Consider the following 14,944-nt stretch of genomic DNA (forward strand, 5'->3'; position numbering starts at 1 on the left):
ATTATACGGCTAAAATATCGAAAATATTATATTTTTCAACAAAAAATATTAAGAATGCCAAGAAAACTAAGTCTAAAACTGACCTTGAATATGAGATGACACTTTAAGCTATGACTTGGATGTACCTAAGAACACAAAAAAAGCACCCACAAATGTGAATGCTCTTCAACCTTATTCGCTTTACCAGTCACCGAACTTCTCATCTTTAAGTTCAGTCAATAGCTTCTGATAACGTTCTGAATTCATTGCCCCTTCAAAATGGGCATTTTCTAGCTTATTAAACCGATCCGCTAAATAATACGCGGATAAATAAAGTGTTAACTTACGTTTCACAATTGCTTCGGGATCTAAATCATCCGAAACTTGATGTGAGCTAACGACCATTTCAGCAAACTTACGCCGGTCTAATGATAAGTTGCAACTGTCTTCTGATTCTGTCATGTCTGATACCCCCTTGATTAATCAGTCTTTCCATACGTTCAGGGTATCATAATCCATGACTTGACCACTGTTTTTTAAGTGTTCTTTTATCAGAACAAGTCCAACTGCTGCGGCCCTAGATCACCGAATGACACGCCCAATAGATCCTTTAAAGCCAGTGCGTTATCCGCGGCATCACCACCGGAATTATTATTAAAGATCACACAGACTTCATCCGTCTGGGGCTGCAAGTCTTCGACCATTGTCTTAAAGGCCATCAACTCCGTCTCATTATAACGATACAACGTGCGTTGACCGCGCCAATCTTTTCCTTTAGCTGACCAACCTTGCTGATTACGACCATGGAGTCGCATAATTGCTAATTTAGGGCTGGTCACAACGGGTTCCATTGATACCCCATCATTCATGGCGTGCGGTTCATCGACAATGACATGAATCAGGCCTAAATCTTTCAAAAAATCAAAAACCGAATCCTTAACACCGGCTTCATACCAGCTTTGATTCCGAAACTCGACCGCAATCGGCACGCCTGGCAACCACTGCACCATCCGCTGTAAATAATGGAAATTCCGCGTTGACCGTTCGAAAAACGGTGGAAATTGGAATAAGACGGCCTTCAACTGACCATGCTGAATTAACGGTTTCAACATCGCGCGGTATTCACGATAAGCCGTCTTTAAATCGTCCATCGAAAGGCCATCTTCATAAGTATCATGCAGCGTCATTGTCTGATTAGCTTTTAAAATAAATTGGAACTTGGCTGGAACTTCTTTTTGCCATTTAGCCACGGTACTAACTTTCGGAATCCCATAAAATGGGGTATCAACCTCGACAACTGGTAGCACTCCTGAATATTCCGTCAATGTTAAGTTATCCGTACCACCCAGCAAGCTAGGATGTTCTGTCCAAGTCGTTAATCCAAGTGTAATCATGTTAGCGTCAGTCCTTCAAAAAATTCAACCGCATTTAATTGGACCATCTCAAAGTCAAATGGCAATTGTAACGGCTCTTCATTAATCGCCATCACTTTCGCGTCAGTCGCGCGGTAATCGATCAATCCGGCAAAGGGATAGACCCGAAACGAGGTCCCACAAATCACGACCAGATCAGCTTGTCGCAACAAAGCCAACGATCGGTCAACATTTTGCTGATTAATCCCCTCATCGTACAAGACGACATTGGGCCGTAAGTACCCGTGGTCTGTCGTATGATACGGTGACTTTAAGTAGTCCGCCCACGGCACTGCTTGTCCACACTGCGTACAGTAGACCTGGTACAAGTTACCATGAAATTCGACTAAATTTTTAGTTTCGGCCACTTGGTATAAATTATCAATATTTTGCGTAATCACCCCAGCCTGCCCGCGTTGCGTCAACGCCGCCATCTTTTCATGAATAACGTTAGGCTTGGCTTCTGGATGATACAAATTTTCCTTTAGATAATGGTAAAAGCCAATGGGATCAGACTCGAGATAGGCATGACTGAGATAATATTCGGCATTATGATGGCCGGTGTACAAGCCATTCCTAGATCGATAATCCGGAATTCCTGATGGTGTCGAGACCCCGGCACCAGTCATGAAGACAATGTGCTCGGCCGATAGTAGGGTCTGTTGAGCTTTAGTTGTCATGATTTGAGAACCTCCTTTGCGTTAGTTTGCTGAAACGTGTTCGGCCCGACTGCGTCCTCCGCTTGCTACGCCAAGCAGCCATACCGGAAGTTCACCGGTATCACTGTTTGGCTAGGCAATGCTCAGACGCAACCCGTCGAACCTCTCACTCTATCTAGTCGTAAACGGCACATGCAATCGGGCAAACAAATCCTTAACCTGCATCCCATACAATTCCTTAAAGAAGTCATCACTCTGCTTTTCAGCTGGTGCTGGTATTACGAAGGCATTTTGTCGGTCACCTTTATTCAAGCCGATAAAAGCCCGCGTGTGTTGTTCCGTTTCAATCATTTCTGAATGATAAATATCGAACAACTGACGCACTTCTAGTCGTTGTTGTCGGTCACTAAGCACGCTTTGCATCGTCACGAATTCACTGCCATGCAATAATGGCAAATCCCAGTCCAACATTTGATCATCGAACGCCTTGAATAATTTAACAACTGTCCGCCGCATGGCAAATGGCGTTTCAACCGGTTTGGTATCAATCACTGCGTACAACTTTTTAGCTGCGGCCCATGACTTTGGAAAGTCCGCTTCAATCTTAGCCAAACGTTGATCACCTAAGTCACCATTAAAGAAGACCAATAAGTCCGTTAACGTTAATAGCCGTAACGTCATCATCGCATCGTCTTGATTAGGGTCTTCAGGATCAATCGTGGCATAAATACCTTTGAAGTATAAATCTTCAATCTCGCTATCGATTAAGTCATGTTCTCGTTGCTTTTGGACAATCAACACATGGGCAACGGCATCATAAAGTTCAGTCGCAATCGCCATCAATTGTTCATCTAATTGGGCATTGTTCGTTGTTAAGTTAAACGTCATCTGTGGGAAACCTTGCAACAATAGTAAGAGGTGCATGATTTCGTGTGACGCCGTATAGTTAGGCGCCATAATGTCACTGACATGCACTTCAATATCGCCATTCTGCATCAATTGGGTCGCTTGGTCATGGCGTACATAACCGGCCTTTTGGTCACCGAATGTAACGGTCACGTTACCTGGGAAAATGGAATTTGTCGCACTTAATAAGTCTTTTACTTGTTGTGATACTTTTAATTCAGTCATCTTAATTTTCATCCTTTGTTTGCCGATACGTGGCAATGAGTTGTTGTGTTGTCGCTAAATCTTGTTGTGGCGCTTGTTCAAGCCGCTGGAGAATAATAGGCAATTCACTCGGTGTTGCCCCGGCCGCCAACGCTAGTGATTTCAGTTGCAAGTGCATATGGCCTTGTTGAATCCCAGTTGTCACTAACGCGCGTAACGCCGCTAAATTCTGGGCTAATCCCACGGCCGCCATTGTCTTCGCTAAATCACCCGCGGTCGTAATCCCTAGTAACCGCTGATTCAATTGAGCGAGTTCGTTAATTTTAATCGACCCACCAACCACACCAACGGGTAACGGCATGGTCAACGTGCCACTTAAAACTCGGCCATCGGTGGTCCAAGTACTCATGCCGCGATACTGACCATCTTTAGCAGCATAGGCATGGGCACCACTTTCAATTGCCCGCCAGTCATTTCCGGTCGCGATTGCGACGGCGTCAATGCCATTCATGATGCCTTTATTGTGGGTCGCCGCGCGATACGGATCAATCTGAGCAACCGTGCTAGCCGATGCAATCTTTTTGGCGACCAAGTCACCCGCATAACGACCGGCTTGTAACAACGAAACTGGCAGTTCACAAGTCGCCGTTACCAGACTAGCCGTGGCAAAATTAGATAAGATACTCATCAACGCATTCGTCTTTGTTAAAACACCGATTGATTTGGCGACCGCCTCCAACATGGTATTGAGCATATTAGCGCCCATCGCGGCCTGAACGTCAACGAACAGATCAATCGACAAGTAACCTTGACCTAACTGCCGTACCCGCAACTGCCGGGCCCCACCGCCACGCTTTTTCAAGCTTGGATGGGCATCATCAGCCACTTTTAATAAGCCCGGTGCATGGGCCTTGATCAAATCTGCCGTTTTTTCGGGTGCCGCTAACTGTTCTAACACGATTTGACCGATCATCTCACGTTGGTTTAATTCCGTCTTAAAGCCACCAGCCCGTTTGATAATTTTGGCACCATTGCTAGCTGCCGCAATCACGGACGGTTCTTCAGTGACCATCGGGACAATTCTTGGCTGGTCATCAATCACAAAGTTCACCGCGACGCCCATGGGTAATGGATAATCGGTTAAATAATTTTCAATAATCTCATGATGTTGCGTCAAATAATATTTTTTGAATAAAGCCGCTTCAGTTGACGATAAGTGGGCATTTTCGGCCACGATTGCGGTCCGTTCCGCCCAGCTCTTTTGATAAAAATGGCGAAAATCAGCCGTCATATAATCATTCCTTATCTTTAGGTTCCGTTTTCTGATTTAAATGTTCAGAGATAATGCCTTCGCGCACGCCACTTTCAGAGAAGATGACCCGATCACTGTCAAGCATCTGCAACAAGGTCACTAATGGCAACATGCCACCGACAATGATGTCAGCGCGGTCATATTCCATTCCTGAAATATCTTGGCGGCCAAGTCGCGACCGCGTCAAGAAGTCAAGGAACGTATGATAAACCGTCTCCGTCTTTAAGCGATAGCCATGAATATCTTCGACTTTAAGCTTCTGTTGACGTCGACGATTGATGCGCGCTAACGTCCGATTGGCCCCGCCAAGTAAAATAATCGGAAAGTGCATGGCTTCCGTCAGCCACCAAATATCTGCCAATCGATTGCGAAGAAACATCTGCGCTCGAAATAAGTTAGCTGAGGGCACGACATCATCTAGTTCAAATTGTTCCGATAACGTAACCGCGCCAAACGGCACACTGATCAGTTGCTTGGCCTGACCGCCCTTGACTAGAATCAGTTCACAACTAGCACCGCCAGTATCGAGAATCAAGCAATCATTGACGACCAACGAGTTTGCAACGCCTAAATAATCATAATAAGCTTCATCATCGCCAGATAGGACTTTCAGATCCAGACCAACTTCTTTTTTAACCCGTGCTAAGAAAGCCGCCTGATTCTGCGCCATCCGAACCGCGGCCGTAGTAATCCCAATAACATCGGTATTGGGCATCCGCGAGTAGATCCGCTTAAAGTGTTGCAAAGCTTTGATGGTGCGATCAATGGCCGTGGCACTTAATACGTGTTGTGCGCCCATTCCTTCTGACAACCGGGTATCCTCTTTAATCCGCTTAATCTCATCCGCCGTTCCATTCGGGTGTAGTCGATTAACGGCCATCCGCGCCGAATTCGATCCCAGGTCCACAATTGCTAAATTCTTCATAACACCACGCTCGCTTTTCATTTTAAGTCACTCGGTTATTTTAGCTTAAGGCGATCATATCATTCAAAAGTCGCGCCTTAAAACCAAACATTCTGTTGTATTTATTTTACCATTAAATTCCCAGCGTGTGATGGTCAACGGTCGCGTCTCACCAGACCGGTTAGTCCATCAAAAAAGCCCAACACACCACTTGTATGCTGGACTTTCTTACAAATAATTCAGTTTTCAGACTAGATTGAATTTGCATCTACCAACTAGCCGCTAAGCCGCCATGAATCATTTTAGAAACCAACAACTCGACTAATCTTGTACCTTAAACTAAACATGCACATCGTTCATAAAGTGCCAGTTAATTAACGCCGGGCGGGTCAAAATTGGCTCAGTGGTGTCGTTTATCTTAGTCGGTGGTTTTCCGACTTAGATAAAGTCCGGCTTGGAAGACCGCAGTTTGGCTTCCAAACGTGGCCACCACGTTCCAGCCGATTCTGACCCAACCAGAGTGGCAATCCGCCTAGTTAGCTAACGGCGACTCATCCAAAATCTGTCGAGCTTCTGCGGTGGACTTGGCATCCATCATCGCGTTGCGTAATTCAGTCGCGCCTAACTCTGGACGCGCATAGATCTTGAAGAAGCGTTTTAATGATGGGAAACGCGGCACATCGTAGCGTTGGCTAAAGTCGTCGAACAAATCTAATTGATAACGCAACAGATCCAATAATTCTGCCAATGAATGTGGTTGGGGCTGTTGCTCAAACGCAAACGGACTCGCGAAGACGCCACGGCCAATCATAATGCCATCTAATCCGGGATGCGCTTTGGCTAAAGCCACTCCAGCCTGATAGTTCTCAATGTCCCCATTAATTTGCAATAACGTCTCCGGTGCAATCGCATCGCGCATCTTAATCAACTCATCGATCACCTCAAAATGGGCGGGGACTTTACTCATTTCTTGTTTCGTCCGCAAATGAACGGTCAACACCGCCACGTGCTGTTCTAGCAACGTCGGAATCCAAGTCTGCATCTCATCGAGTTTACTGTAGCCTAAACGGGTTTTCGCACTGACGGCCAACCCCGATGACTTAGCAGCCGCAATCACATCAACCGCCCATTGCGGATTACGAATCAAATCGCTGCCACCGTGATTCTTAATGACCGTACCATCGGGACACCCCATGTTAATATCAATCGCCTGATAGCCTTGCGCTTTAACCGCTACCGCAGCACTAGCAAAATCCGCCGGGTCGTTGCCCCATAGTTGAACCACCGGCATTTGAGATTCAGCTGGCGCCACGTATAACCGACCGTGTACCGGAAACTTCGTCTTGGGATTCGTAATACCTTTAGCGTACACAAATTCCGTAAAAAATGCATCGGGGGCAGCGGCACGACTGATGACTTGCCGAAAGACAGTGTTACTAACGGCTTCCATCGGGGCCATCGTAAAAAATGGCCGCTGTTCAGCGCGAGCCTTAGCTGCAATTTGTTGCCAATATCCTGATTCTGTCACGTTTCAGATGCTCCTCTAGCTAATTAATTATGGGATTAAGTTTAGCATTAATCGCTAGCACTTGCAGAGTCAATGTTTTAGGTAATTCCAACAAGCAAGTTCTCGGTTCAAGCAATACATTAGGTGCTTCCCACCGCCACCAAATACTAGTCAATTTCCCATAAAAAATCTTCACAATAAAAAAGTCATGCATATTCGACCAAATCAACAAAGATCCGGTCGAATATGCATGACTAATCAATATTAGAATGACATATATTATTATGACACAAGATAGATTAATCTTGACAAAGCTTACTTTTTTAATACCTCACACCAATCTTCAGGAAATCCCCAGTCGTTTAAACTGACATTTTCCAAGGTTCTTGTATAATCACAGAGTTCATCAATACAAGAATTATAATATGCTGAACTGAAGCACAGTTCGCGTAAAATATAAAAAGCTGGAAAAACGGTTGCTTTCCTTAATTCTGGACAAGATGTTATATCTGTTTTAAAAAATTTAGGCGAAGTAGAAAAGGTCCGTTTAAATGTCCGACTATTATGTGCACAGCAGTTACGCGCCAATGTTAAATAATGTAGCCAGTTCTCCAACCTTTTATTAGTTAAGCCACCATATGTGCCTCTAACGAAATCCTTTTGATCTTCAGTTTGTAAATCTGAAAAGAACTTAGAAAATGTTCCTAGCGAACACATCTCAAATACAACCCATAACGGAAATGTATTCTCGTAGTCATCTCGATAATGTTTAACATATAATTCATTACGCGTCCCAGCCTTCTTTGCATCATCACTAATTTTATCTAAAAAATCAGTTTTATAGTCAATTGCGCGGAAGAATCCATCATCCGCATAGCAGAGAGGATCATATTTTAACGCTAAAAAATTACCTAATCTTGACTTAATCTGTGTTTCGACACGTACGATTAAACTAAGTAACAACATATGCATTTTTTGATCCAACATGTAGGCACCATACACTTGCTCAAATGTCACATTATTATCAAAGTGATCCTTTGAATCATAGAATGGAAAGCAGTACCCTTTAAACTTGAAATAACCAATATTTTCAAGTTTTTGTTTTACTTCTTCTGAGTTAGTAACTTTCAACCCTCGTTGGAACAAAATATCGACTTGCTGCCCAACTGTTGTTGCGGCACGTTCATATTTTCCCATTATATTTTCTCCAATGTACAAAAAAGTCCTCACTTGGGCCACATTGCTAAGAGGTGTGTGAGGTGCTGTTGATATCATAGTACCTTACACTCTAATTTTTTTCAAGCATAGCATCACTCTAATAAAAAAATTGCCGCCGCTTTTTTTAAGTGACGACAATTTTTATTAAGCCTTATTTTTCAAAATAATTAATCCCAATGGCCGCTTGCATTTCACGCCAAGTTTGGTCCGCAACCACGTTGGCTTTGGCAGTCCCAGCCTTTAAGATCTGCATCACTTGGGCAGGATCAGCTTCATAGATGGCACGTCGTTCGCGGATCGGCCGTAAGACCCCATCCAATACTTCGATCAAGTAACGTTTGATCTTCACATCGCCTAAGCCACCATGTTGATATTGGGCCTTTAAGTCGGCAATCTTGGCTTTATCTTCACCGAAGATATCTAAGTAAGTGAAGACCACGTTGCCTTCAATTTTACCAGAATCTTCAACGTGGATATGATCAGGATCGGTGTACATCGACATGACTTTCTTTTGGACCGTATCGGCATCGTCAGCCAAGTAAATCGCATTGCCTAAAGACTTACTCATCTTAGCGTTACCATCTAACCCTGGAATTCGGCCTAACCCTTTAGGTGGGAAGTAGCCTTCTGGTTCAACCAAAACATCTTGTTGATACGTCCGGTTGAAGCTCCGCACGATTTCGCGCGTTTGTTCCAACATTGGTTCTTGGTCATCACCAACGGGAACCGTAGTGGCTTTAAAGGCAGTGATATCGGCAGCTTGGCTCACCGGATAAACAAAGAAACCAGCAGGGACACTTTCACCAAACGCCTTTTGCTTGATTTCTGTTTTAACGGTTGGGTTCCGATTCAAACGCGCCACCGTCACTAAGTTTAAGAATTGGTTCATCATATCCGTTAACGCAGGAATTTGCGATTGCACTAAAATGGTTGATTTTTCAGGATCAATCCCGACAGCCAAGTAATCCATCGCCACTTGTAATAAACTCTTCCGAATCTTTTCTGGATCATGCGCGTTATCCGTCAACGCCTGGTTATCTGCAATCATAATGTATGAATCGTAATCACCGGTATTTTGTAACGCGACCCGGTTACGTAATGACCCGACATAATGACCAATGTGTAACCGGCCAGTGGGGCGATCCCCAGTTAAAAATACTTTTTTTGTCATGTTAATATCCTCCTATTTATTGATACAAAAAAATCCCAATCAACTATTACTAGTCAATTAGGACGCATTACCGTGGTACCACCTAAATTGCAGAAACTGTTTCTGCCACTCATTACGCCGATAAGGGTGGGTACCCGGTCTAAACTCCGAATCTCCAAAAAGCCAATTCGATTGTCCCTCCTAGCTTGCAGCAATTGCTAGGTCTCTGTTGGTTGGACGCCCTACCGTTCTTTTCTTCAACGATTATTTGATACTAGTGTAAGCGTTACGCGCGCTGGTGTCAAAGTTAGTTTTTCAAGTAATGATTTTTGTTGAAATCTTCAAAAATCATTAGCGTTTATCTAATTTTAATACGCTTGGTACTAGTTGAAATTGCCGCCTGCCGGTTGGATTCTAAAATGCTGGAACGCCATGGGCCATTTTGAAGCCAAAGTGCGGTCTTCAAAACTGGCCTTGGCCTAAGTCCGAGCACCCCACTCGCACTAAAGCCAACGACACGGCTGAGCATTTTAGAATCCAACCTCTCGGCTAACTAACAGGAATCAAATAATTAATCGTTAATTTTTTAATTTCCGTTAGTTAACGCCGAGCGGTCCAGAATTGGCTCAGTGGTGTCGTTTATCTTAGTCGGTGATTTTCCGACTTAGATAAAGCCCGGCTTGTGAGACCGGTCTGTGGCTCGCAAACGCGGCCACCACGTTCCAGCCGATTCTGGGCCAACCAGAGTGGCAATTTAAGCCAACTAGCAACAAATCAATTTTATCCTAAATGCTAATACAACTCAGTCCGCCGATCCGCAAAGACTGGCATACTCCCCCGAACGGCAGCCACCTGCTGCAAGTCTATTGTCGCGGTCACCACAGTTGGTTGATCCTGCGTTTCGGCGACCACTTGCCCCAGCGGATCAATCACTAATGATTGACCGCCAAAGTCATTATCAGGATCACTACCGACGCGATTAACTGCCACAACGTAGGCCTGATTTTCAATGGCCCGTGCTTGCAACAGGAGCCGCCATTGTGGCAGGCGCACGGTTGGCCACTCGGCTGAGACAAAAATTACTTGTGGTCCCTGGGCAGCTTGCTTGCGTAACCATTCGGGGAAACGGATGTCATAACAGATGACGCCCATCGCTGGCACCTCATCGAGTACAAATCGATTCTCAGTCCGACCAGCTGTAATATAGCGGTCTTCACGCATCAATCCGAAACGATGGACTTTATCGTAGCGACTCAGTAATTTCCCTTGCCGATTAACAACTAACATTTCATTATAGTAGTGACCGTTGCGGGCCACCGCCACCGAACCACCTACGATATTAATCTGGTATTGCCGTGCCAAATCAGTTAGAACCGTTTGCGTCCGAACGCCATTGAAATCTGCCAATTGGTCAAGCGCTGTTAAGGCATAGCCGGTATTCCACATTTCTGGCAAAACGACCACATCCGCCTGCTGAACAGCGGCCTGTTTGATTGCGGCCGCAACGCGACGATAATTCTCATCTGGATCACCGAACTTAATATCAATTTGTGCTAACGCTACTTGCATCTCGTCACCCGTTTTTTATTAGAATTATTAAAATAATCTTAGAATAAAGTGGCATTAGTTGCAAGCACATTCATTCGTTAAAATGCAGGCGCTTTGATTGACAGCGCTCCTAAATCCGCCTAGAATTGTTCAAGCTATTTACACGAGAATTTAAACGGGAGGCTGGCTGCCAATGACAACACCAGATCAAGAACAACAACAAGAACAGCGCCGAGTAGATACGGTCGTTAAACAGATCAAGGCTCGCGCTAAAGAGACCGACCGTTTGGTGGCTAAGGCCCACCATGATACCGACATCATTCAAAAAAACTACGGTGACAACAACTCCGTCAATACCTTTGAAGTTGATGACCGGATTGAAACCAACGCCGAACTGCAACAACAAAAACAAATGGTCGAACGAGCTGTCGAATCTGAAGCCATCTTAAATCGACAAGTTGGTGTTTTAAAAGACCTCAGCAACTCACCTTACTTTGGCCGCATTGACATCCAAGATGACCCCGCAGATGATCCCGAACGCCTCTACATCGGGACCGCTTCGTTTGTCGATGAACATCAAAACTTTCTCGTCTACGACTGGCGCGCCCCAATTTCTTCCGTTTACTATAATGGGACGCTCGGCAAAGTCGCCTACCAAGCACCCGCTGGCGAACAAACAACCGAGCTATTGAAGAAACGCCAATTCCAGATTGATCATGGTCAGATCAACAACATGTTCGATACGAACGAGACCGTTGGTGATGAGATTCTGCAATCCGTTCTCGGAGAACAAAACGATGCCTATATGCAAAACATCGTGGCCACGATTCAAAAAGAACAAAATGATATCATTCGTGATACTTACAGTGACCTATTAGTCGTCCAAGGCGTCGCCGGGTCTGGAAAGACCTCCGCGATCTTACAGCGGATCGCCTTTCTGTTATACCATTCACGCGCTTCACTCGAAGCTGACCAGATGGTGTTATTCTCACCTAACCGGCTATTCAGCCACTATATTTCGGAGGTCTTGCCGAGTTTAGGGGAACGTAATATGCGCCAAGTGACGTTAGCGGAATTCCTCAGTGCCCGTTTTCAAGGCCTAACCGTCCAAAGTCTCTTTGAACGCTACGAAAGTGACCAACAAGCCCCAGCGACCAGTGCGGCGATTCGTGACTTTCAAGAAGGGGCCGCCTTTATGGCCCAAGTTGACGCCTATTGTCACCAGTTACCGGCTGACAAGCTGCGGTTCACTAACATCGTCTTCAACGGCGATGTCTTCTTCACCCGCGCAGAAATCACAGCGATTGCCACTAGCTTACCCACTGCCATGCAACCAGCTGACCGGTTCTTAGCTATCAAGAACACGTTGATCAAACGACTTAAACACCGCATCGATCATGAAGCTCAAGCTGATTGGGTCAACGAACAGATCGACCAATTATCGGATGAAGCCTATCACGACTTACTTGGTGACAAACGCCGTGGCGCCTTTCAATCGTTGGATGATGAAGTCTTCTATATTGGTAAGCAAATCGTAACCAAGCGCTTGCGCCAAGTTTATGATGCCATTTATAACGGCTATTTCTTAGATACTTATGAACAATACAATGATTTCTTAGCTCAAGTCGACTGTCCAGCCGCGGTTACCGAAACCGATTGGAACGCACGAATCAAAGCCTTCCGTGCCGGAATTGAATACCACCGGATTGACTTAATTGACTGCGCGCCGCTCTTATTATTACGCGATATTTTAACCGGTAGCGGACAAAATCGACGCATGCAATACCTATTCGTCGATGAGATGCAAGATTACTCGTTAGCGCAATTGCTTTACATTAAGCACGCCTTTCCACTTGCCAAGTTCACCCTACTAGGTGACAGTGAGCAAGCCCTATTCAAAGGAATCGAACAACCTAAACAGTTACTAGAACGTTTACGCGATGCCTTTCAGGTACGGCGGGCTAATTTAATTACGTTGAATAAGAGTTATCGGTCGACCTTACAAATCACGAATTTCGCTAAAGCGCTTTTACCAGATGGCGACCAGATTCAAGCCTTTACACGAGAGGGCGCCTTACCGAAAGTGATGATTCGTTACGATGAAGATAGTGCCTTACAAGGTTTACTGACGGAAGTTCATCAGCAGCTTGAACACACCCACACGGTCGCTGTTTTGACACGGAATATGGCAGATAGCAAGAAAGTCTACCAATTCTTGAAACATCATACCGTGGCGACATTGATGGCGGATAGTGACCGGACGATGCCACAGGGCGTCATTGTCTTGCCGATTTACTTAGCTAAAGGGTTAGAATTCGATGCCGTCATTGCCTATGACATTTCCGCTCAGAACTACCCAGATGCGAATTCAGTTGGCTTACTCTATACGATTGCGTCACGGGCAATGCACCACCTAACGCTACTCAGCGTTGGTGATGTCTCACCATTAATCGTACATCTTGATCCCACGTTATTTACCATTGAACATCAAGTCCGCGTCTAACTACCGGGCACTAAAAAACATCTTCAGCTAATTTAGCCGAAGATGTTTTTTTAATAAGTTAAGTTTTGATTGATGCAAATTGCCACTCTGGTTGGCCTAGAATTGGCTGGAACGTGGTGGCCACGTTTTTGAGCCACAGAGCAGTCTCAAAAGCCGGGCTTTATCTAAGTCGGAAAACCACCGACTAAGATAAACGACACCACTGAGCCAATTCTAGTCCGCCCGGCGTTAAAAAGTCTTACTTTCAAGTTAGTCGTCAACCATATTAATCCGATCATTCAGCGTAGGGCGGGCTGGATGACGCTCAGTGGTGTCGTTTGACTTGAGCTGGGGGATTTTTCCCAGTTCTAGTCAAAGCCCGGCTTGAAAGACCGCTTCTCAGGCTTTCAAACGCGGCCACCACGTTCCAGCGTCAGTCCAGACCAACCGTAGCGGCAACCTAAACTAGTTTACGCCGACTTATCGCTAACCACTAACTTTGGTGCCCGGTTAATGGCGTCTTTTAGGACAAATGGTGCAATGATGGTGACCAGAATAATGACTAAAATAACGTCTGAATAATAATCGCCGGATAATAAATGCGCAGAGAATCCAATTTGAGCCGTGATCAATGCCATTTCACCACGAGAAATCATCCCCGCACCGACCAGATAATTACTCGACCCACTAAAACCGTTCAAGCGAGCGCCCAGGCCACAACCGACTAATTTCGTTAGGACACCCAAGACCGTCATCACCGCAATGAATGGTAGTGCTGCCCAGAAACCGTCAAACGTCATATTCAACCCAACGCTGGCGAAAAACAACGGAATAAACATCGTATAGCCGACCGGTTCCACACTGATATCGACTTGGTGCTGATAGTCAGTTTGAGCAACCGCGACCCCGGCGAAGAATGCGCCAATCGCACCACTCAGGCCGACTAAATCCGCAACCCAAGCCATTGCCAAACAAATGATAATCGCTATAATCGTGGGACTGGCTGCCATCAAAAGATGGTCACTCAGTTGCATCAAATACGGTGCAACCCACTTCACTAATAAGAAGACGCCCACAAAAAACGCGACTTGTTCCAATAAGACGATACCGATATTAGATTGCGTCCCACTACCAGAGTCACCCATCATCGAAATCATCAGACTTAACAAAATGACCCCAATAATATCATCCGCGACGGCTGCACCGAGAATCGTCGCGCCCTCTTTAGTATCCAGTGCCTTGAACTCTTTTAACACTTCGACGGAAATAGAGACTGACGTGGCCGAAAAGATCACGCCGATAAACAATGACTCAAACCACGTAAAGTGAAATAACCGACTCGTGACCCCCATAATTACGACTGGAAAAATCACACCGATGACGGCCACAATAATAGCTGGCCGCAAATACTTCTTTAGCAACGTCAGATTACTTTCCAAGCCACCAATAAACATCAGGACAATCACCCCGATGTCCGAAAACGTTTGGACGAGGGTATTGAGCTGGACCCAATTTAAAATCGCCGGTCCCAGCAAAACGCCCACCAAAATTTCCCCAATCACGGCCGGAATCCCGGCACGATGGGCAAAGTGTCCCGCTAAGGTCGTCGCAACTAATAATAAACACAAAGTTCCTAAAAAGCTCACTGCCATCCATCCTTTAA

At 45.4% G+C, this 14,944-nt stretch carries 12 protein-coding genes; 1 reads left to right on the forward strand and 11 read right to left on the reverse strand.

Annotated elements, in window-relative coordinates; translation table 11 throughout:
* Nucleotides 1-180: 180 nt before the first annotated feature.
* The 10 genes from FFM77_RS00385 to FFM77_RS00430 form a co-directional block, all read right to left on the reverse strand.
* A complete protein-coding gene (locus FFM77_RS00385; RefSeq protein ID WP_137633766.1) occupies nucleotides 181-441 on the reverse strand; it encodes a hypothetical protein in 261 nt (86 codons plus the stop codon).
* An 89-nt stretch (nucleotides 442-530) separates the two neighbouring features.
* Entirely contained in the window at nucleotides 531-1,373 is an 843-nt protein-coding gene (locus FFM77_RS00390) for a DUF72 domain-containing protein (protein WP_137633767.1), read from the reverse strand.
* Nucleotides 1,370-2,071 (reverse strand): NAD-dependent protein deacylase, encoded by a 702-nt coding sequence (locus FFM77_RS00395; protein WP_137633768.1) that lies wholly within the window; start codon nucleotides 2,069-2,071, stop codon nucleotides 1,370-1,372. The genes FFM77_RS00390 and FFM77_RS00395 overlap by 4 nt, the downstream gene beginning before the upstream one ends.
* Nucleotides 2,072-2,221: 150 nt before the next feature.
* Nucleotides 2,222-3,181 (reverse strand): IpaB/EvcA family protein, encoded by a 960-nt coding sequence (locus FFM77_RS00400; protein ID WP_137633769.1) that lies wholly within the window; start codon nucleotides 3,179-3,181, stop codon nucleotides 2,222-2,224.
* Between the two features lies 1 nt (nucleotide 3,182).
* Complete coding sequence (locus FFM77_RS00405) at nucleotides 3,183-4,451, reverse strand: hydroxymethylglutaryl-CoA reductase, degradative (protein ID WP_137633770.1); 1,269 nt, start codon at nucleotides 4,449-4,451, stop codon at nucleotides 3,183-3,185.
* Nucleotides 4,452-4,455: 4 nt separating this feature from the next.
* The gene (locus FFM77_RS00410) at nucleotides 4,456-5,397 is read right to left on the reverse strand and encodes a Ppx/GppA family phosphatase (protein WP_137633771.1); all 942 of its coding nucleotides are present in this window, start codon (nucleotides 5,395-5,397) and stop codon (nucleotides 4,456-4,458) included.
* Nucleotides 5,398-5,908: 511 nt separating this feature from the next.
* Entirely contained in the window at nucleotides 5,909-6,904 is a 996-nt protein-coding gene (locus tag FFM77_RS00415) for a tRNA dihydrouridine synthase (RefSeq protein ID WP_137633772.1), read from the reverse strand.
* A 294-nt stretch (nucleotides 6,905-7,198) separates the two neighbouring features.
* A complete protein-coding gene (locus FFM77_RS00420) occupies nucleotides 7,199-8,080 on the reverse strand; it encodes an Abi family protein (protein WP_171001520.1) in 882 nt (293 codons plus the stop codon).
* 172 nt (nucleotides 8,081-8,252) lie between these two features.
* Nucleotides 8,253-9,272: a tryptophan--tRNA ligase gene (gene trpS, locus FFM77_RS00425; RefSeq protein WP_137633774.1), complete on the reverse strand. Its 1,020-nt coding sequence runs from the start codon at nucleotides 9,270-9,272 to the stop codon at nucleotides 8,253-8,255.
* 771 nt (nucleotides 9,273-10,043) lie between these two features.
* Nucleotides 10,044-10,820 carry a carbon-nitrogen family hydrolase gene (locus tag FFM77_RS00430; protein ID WP_137633775.1) on the reverse strand — a complete coding sequence of 259 codons (777 nt, stop codon included), beginning with the start codon at nucleotides 10,818-10,820 and terminating at the stop codon, nucleotides 10,044-10,046.
* A gap of 172 nt (nucleotides 10,821-10,992) precedes the next feature.
* On the opposite strand from FFM77_RS00430, the gene helD reads away from it, so the two are divergent.
* On the forward strand, nucleotides 10,993-13,302 hold the full coding sequence (gene helD, locus FFM77_RS00435) for an RNA polymerase recycling motor HelD (RefSeq protein WP_137633776.1): 2,310 nt from the start codon (nucleotides 10,993-10,995) through the stop codon (nucleotides 13,300-13,302).
* A gap of 449 nt (nucleotides 13,303-13,751) precedes the next feature.
* Here the strand turns inward: helD and FFM77_RS00440 are convergent, their stop codons facing one another.
* Nucleotides 13,752-14,927, reverse strand: coding sequence for a cation:proton antiporter (locus FFM77_RS00440; protein ID WP_137633777.1), 1,176 nt, complete (start codon nucleotides 14,925-14,927; stop codon nucleotides 13,752-13,754).
* Between the last annotated feature and the right edge of the window lie 17 nt (nucleotides 14,928-14,944).

The sequence above is a fragment of the Lactiplantibacillus songbeiensis genome (genome assembly GCF_005405125.1).
Lineage (GTDB): Bacteria > Bacillota > Bacilli > Lactobacillales > Lactobacillaceae > Lactiplantibacillus > Lactiplantibacillus songbeiensis.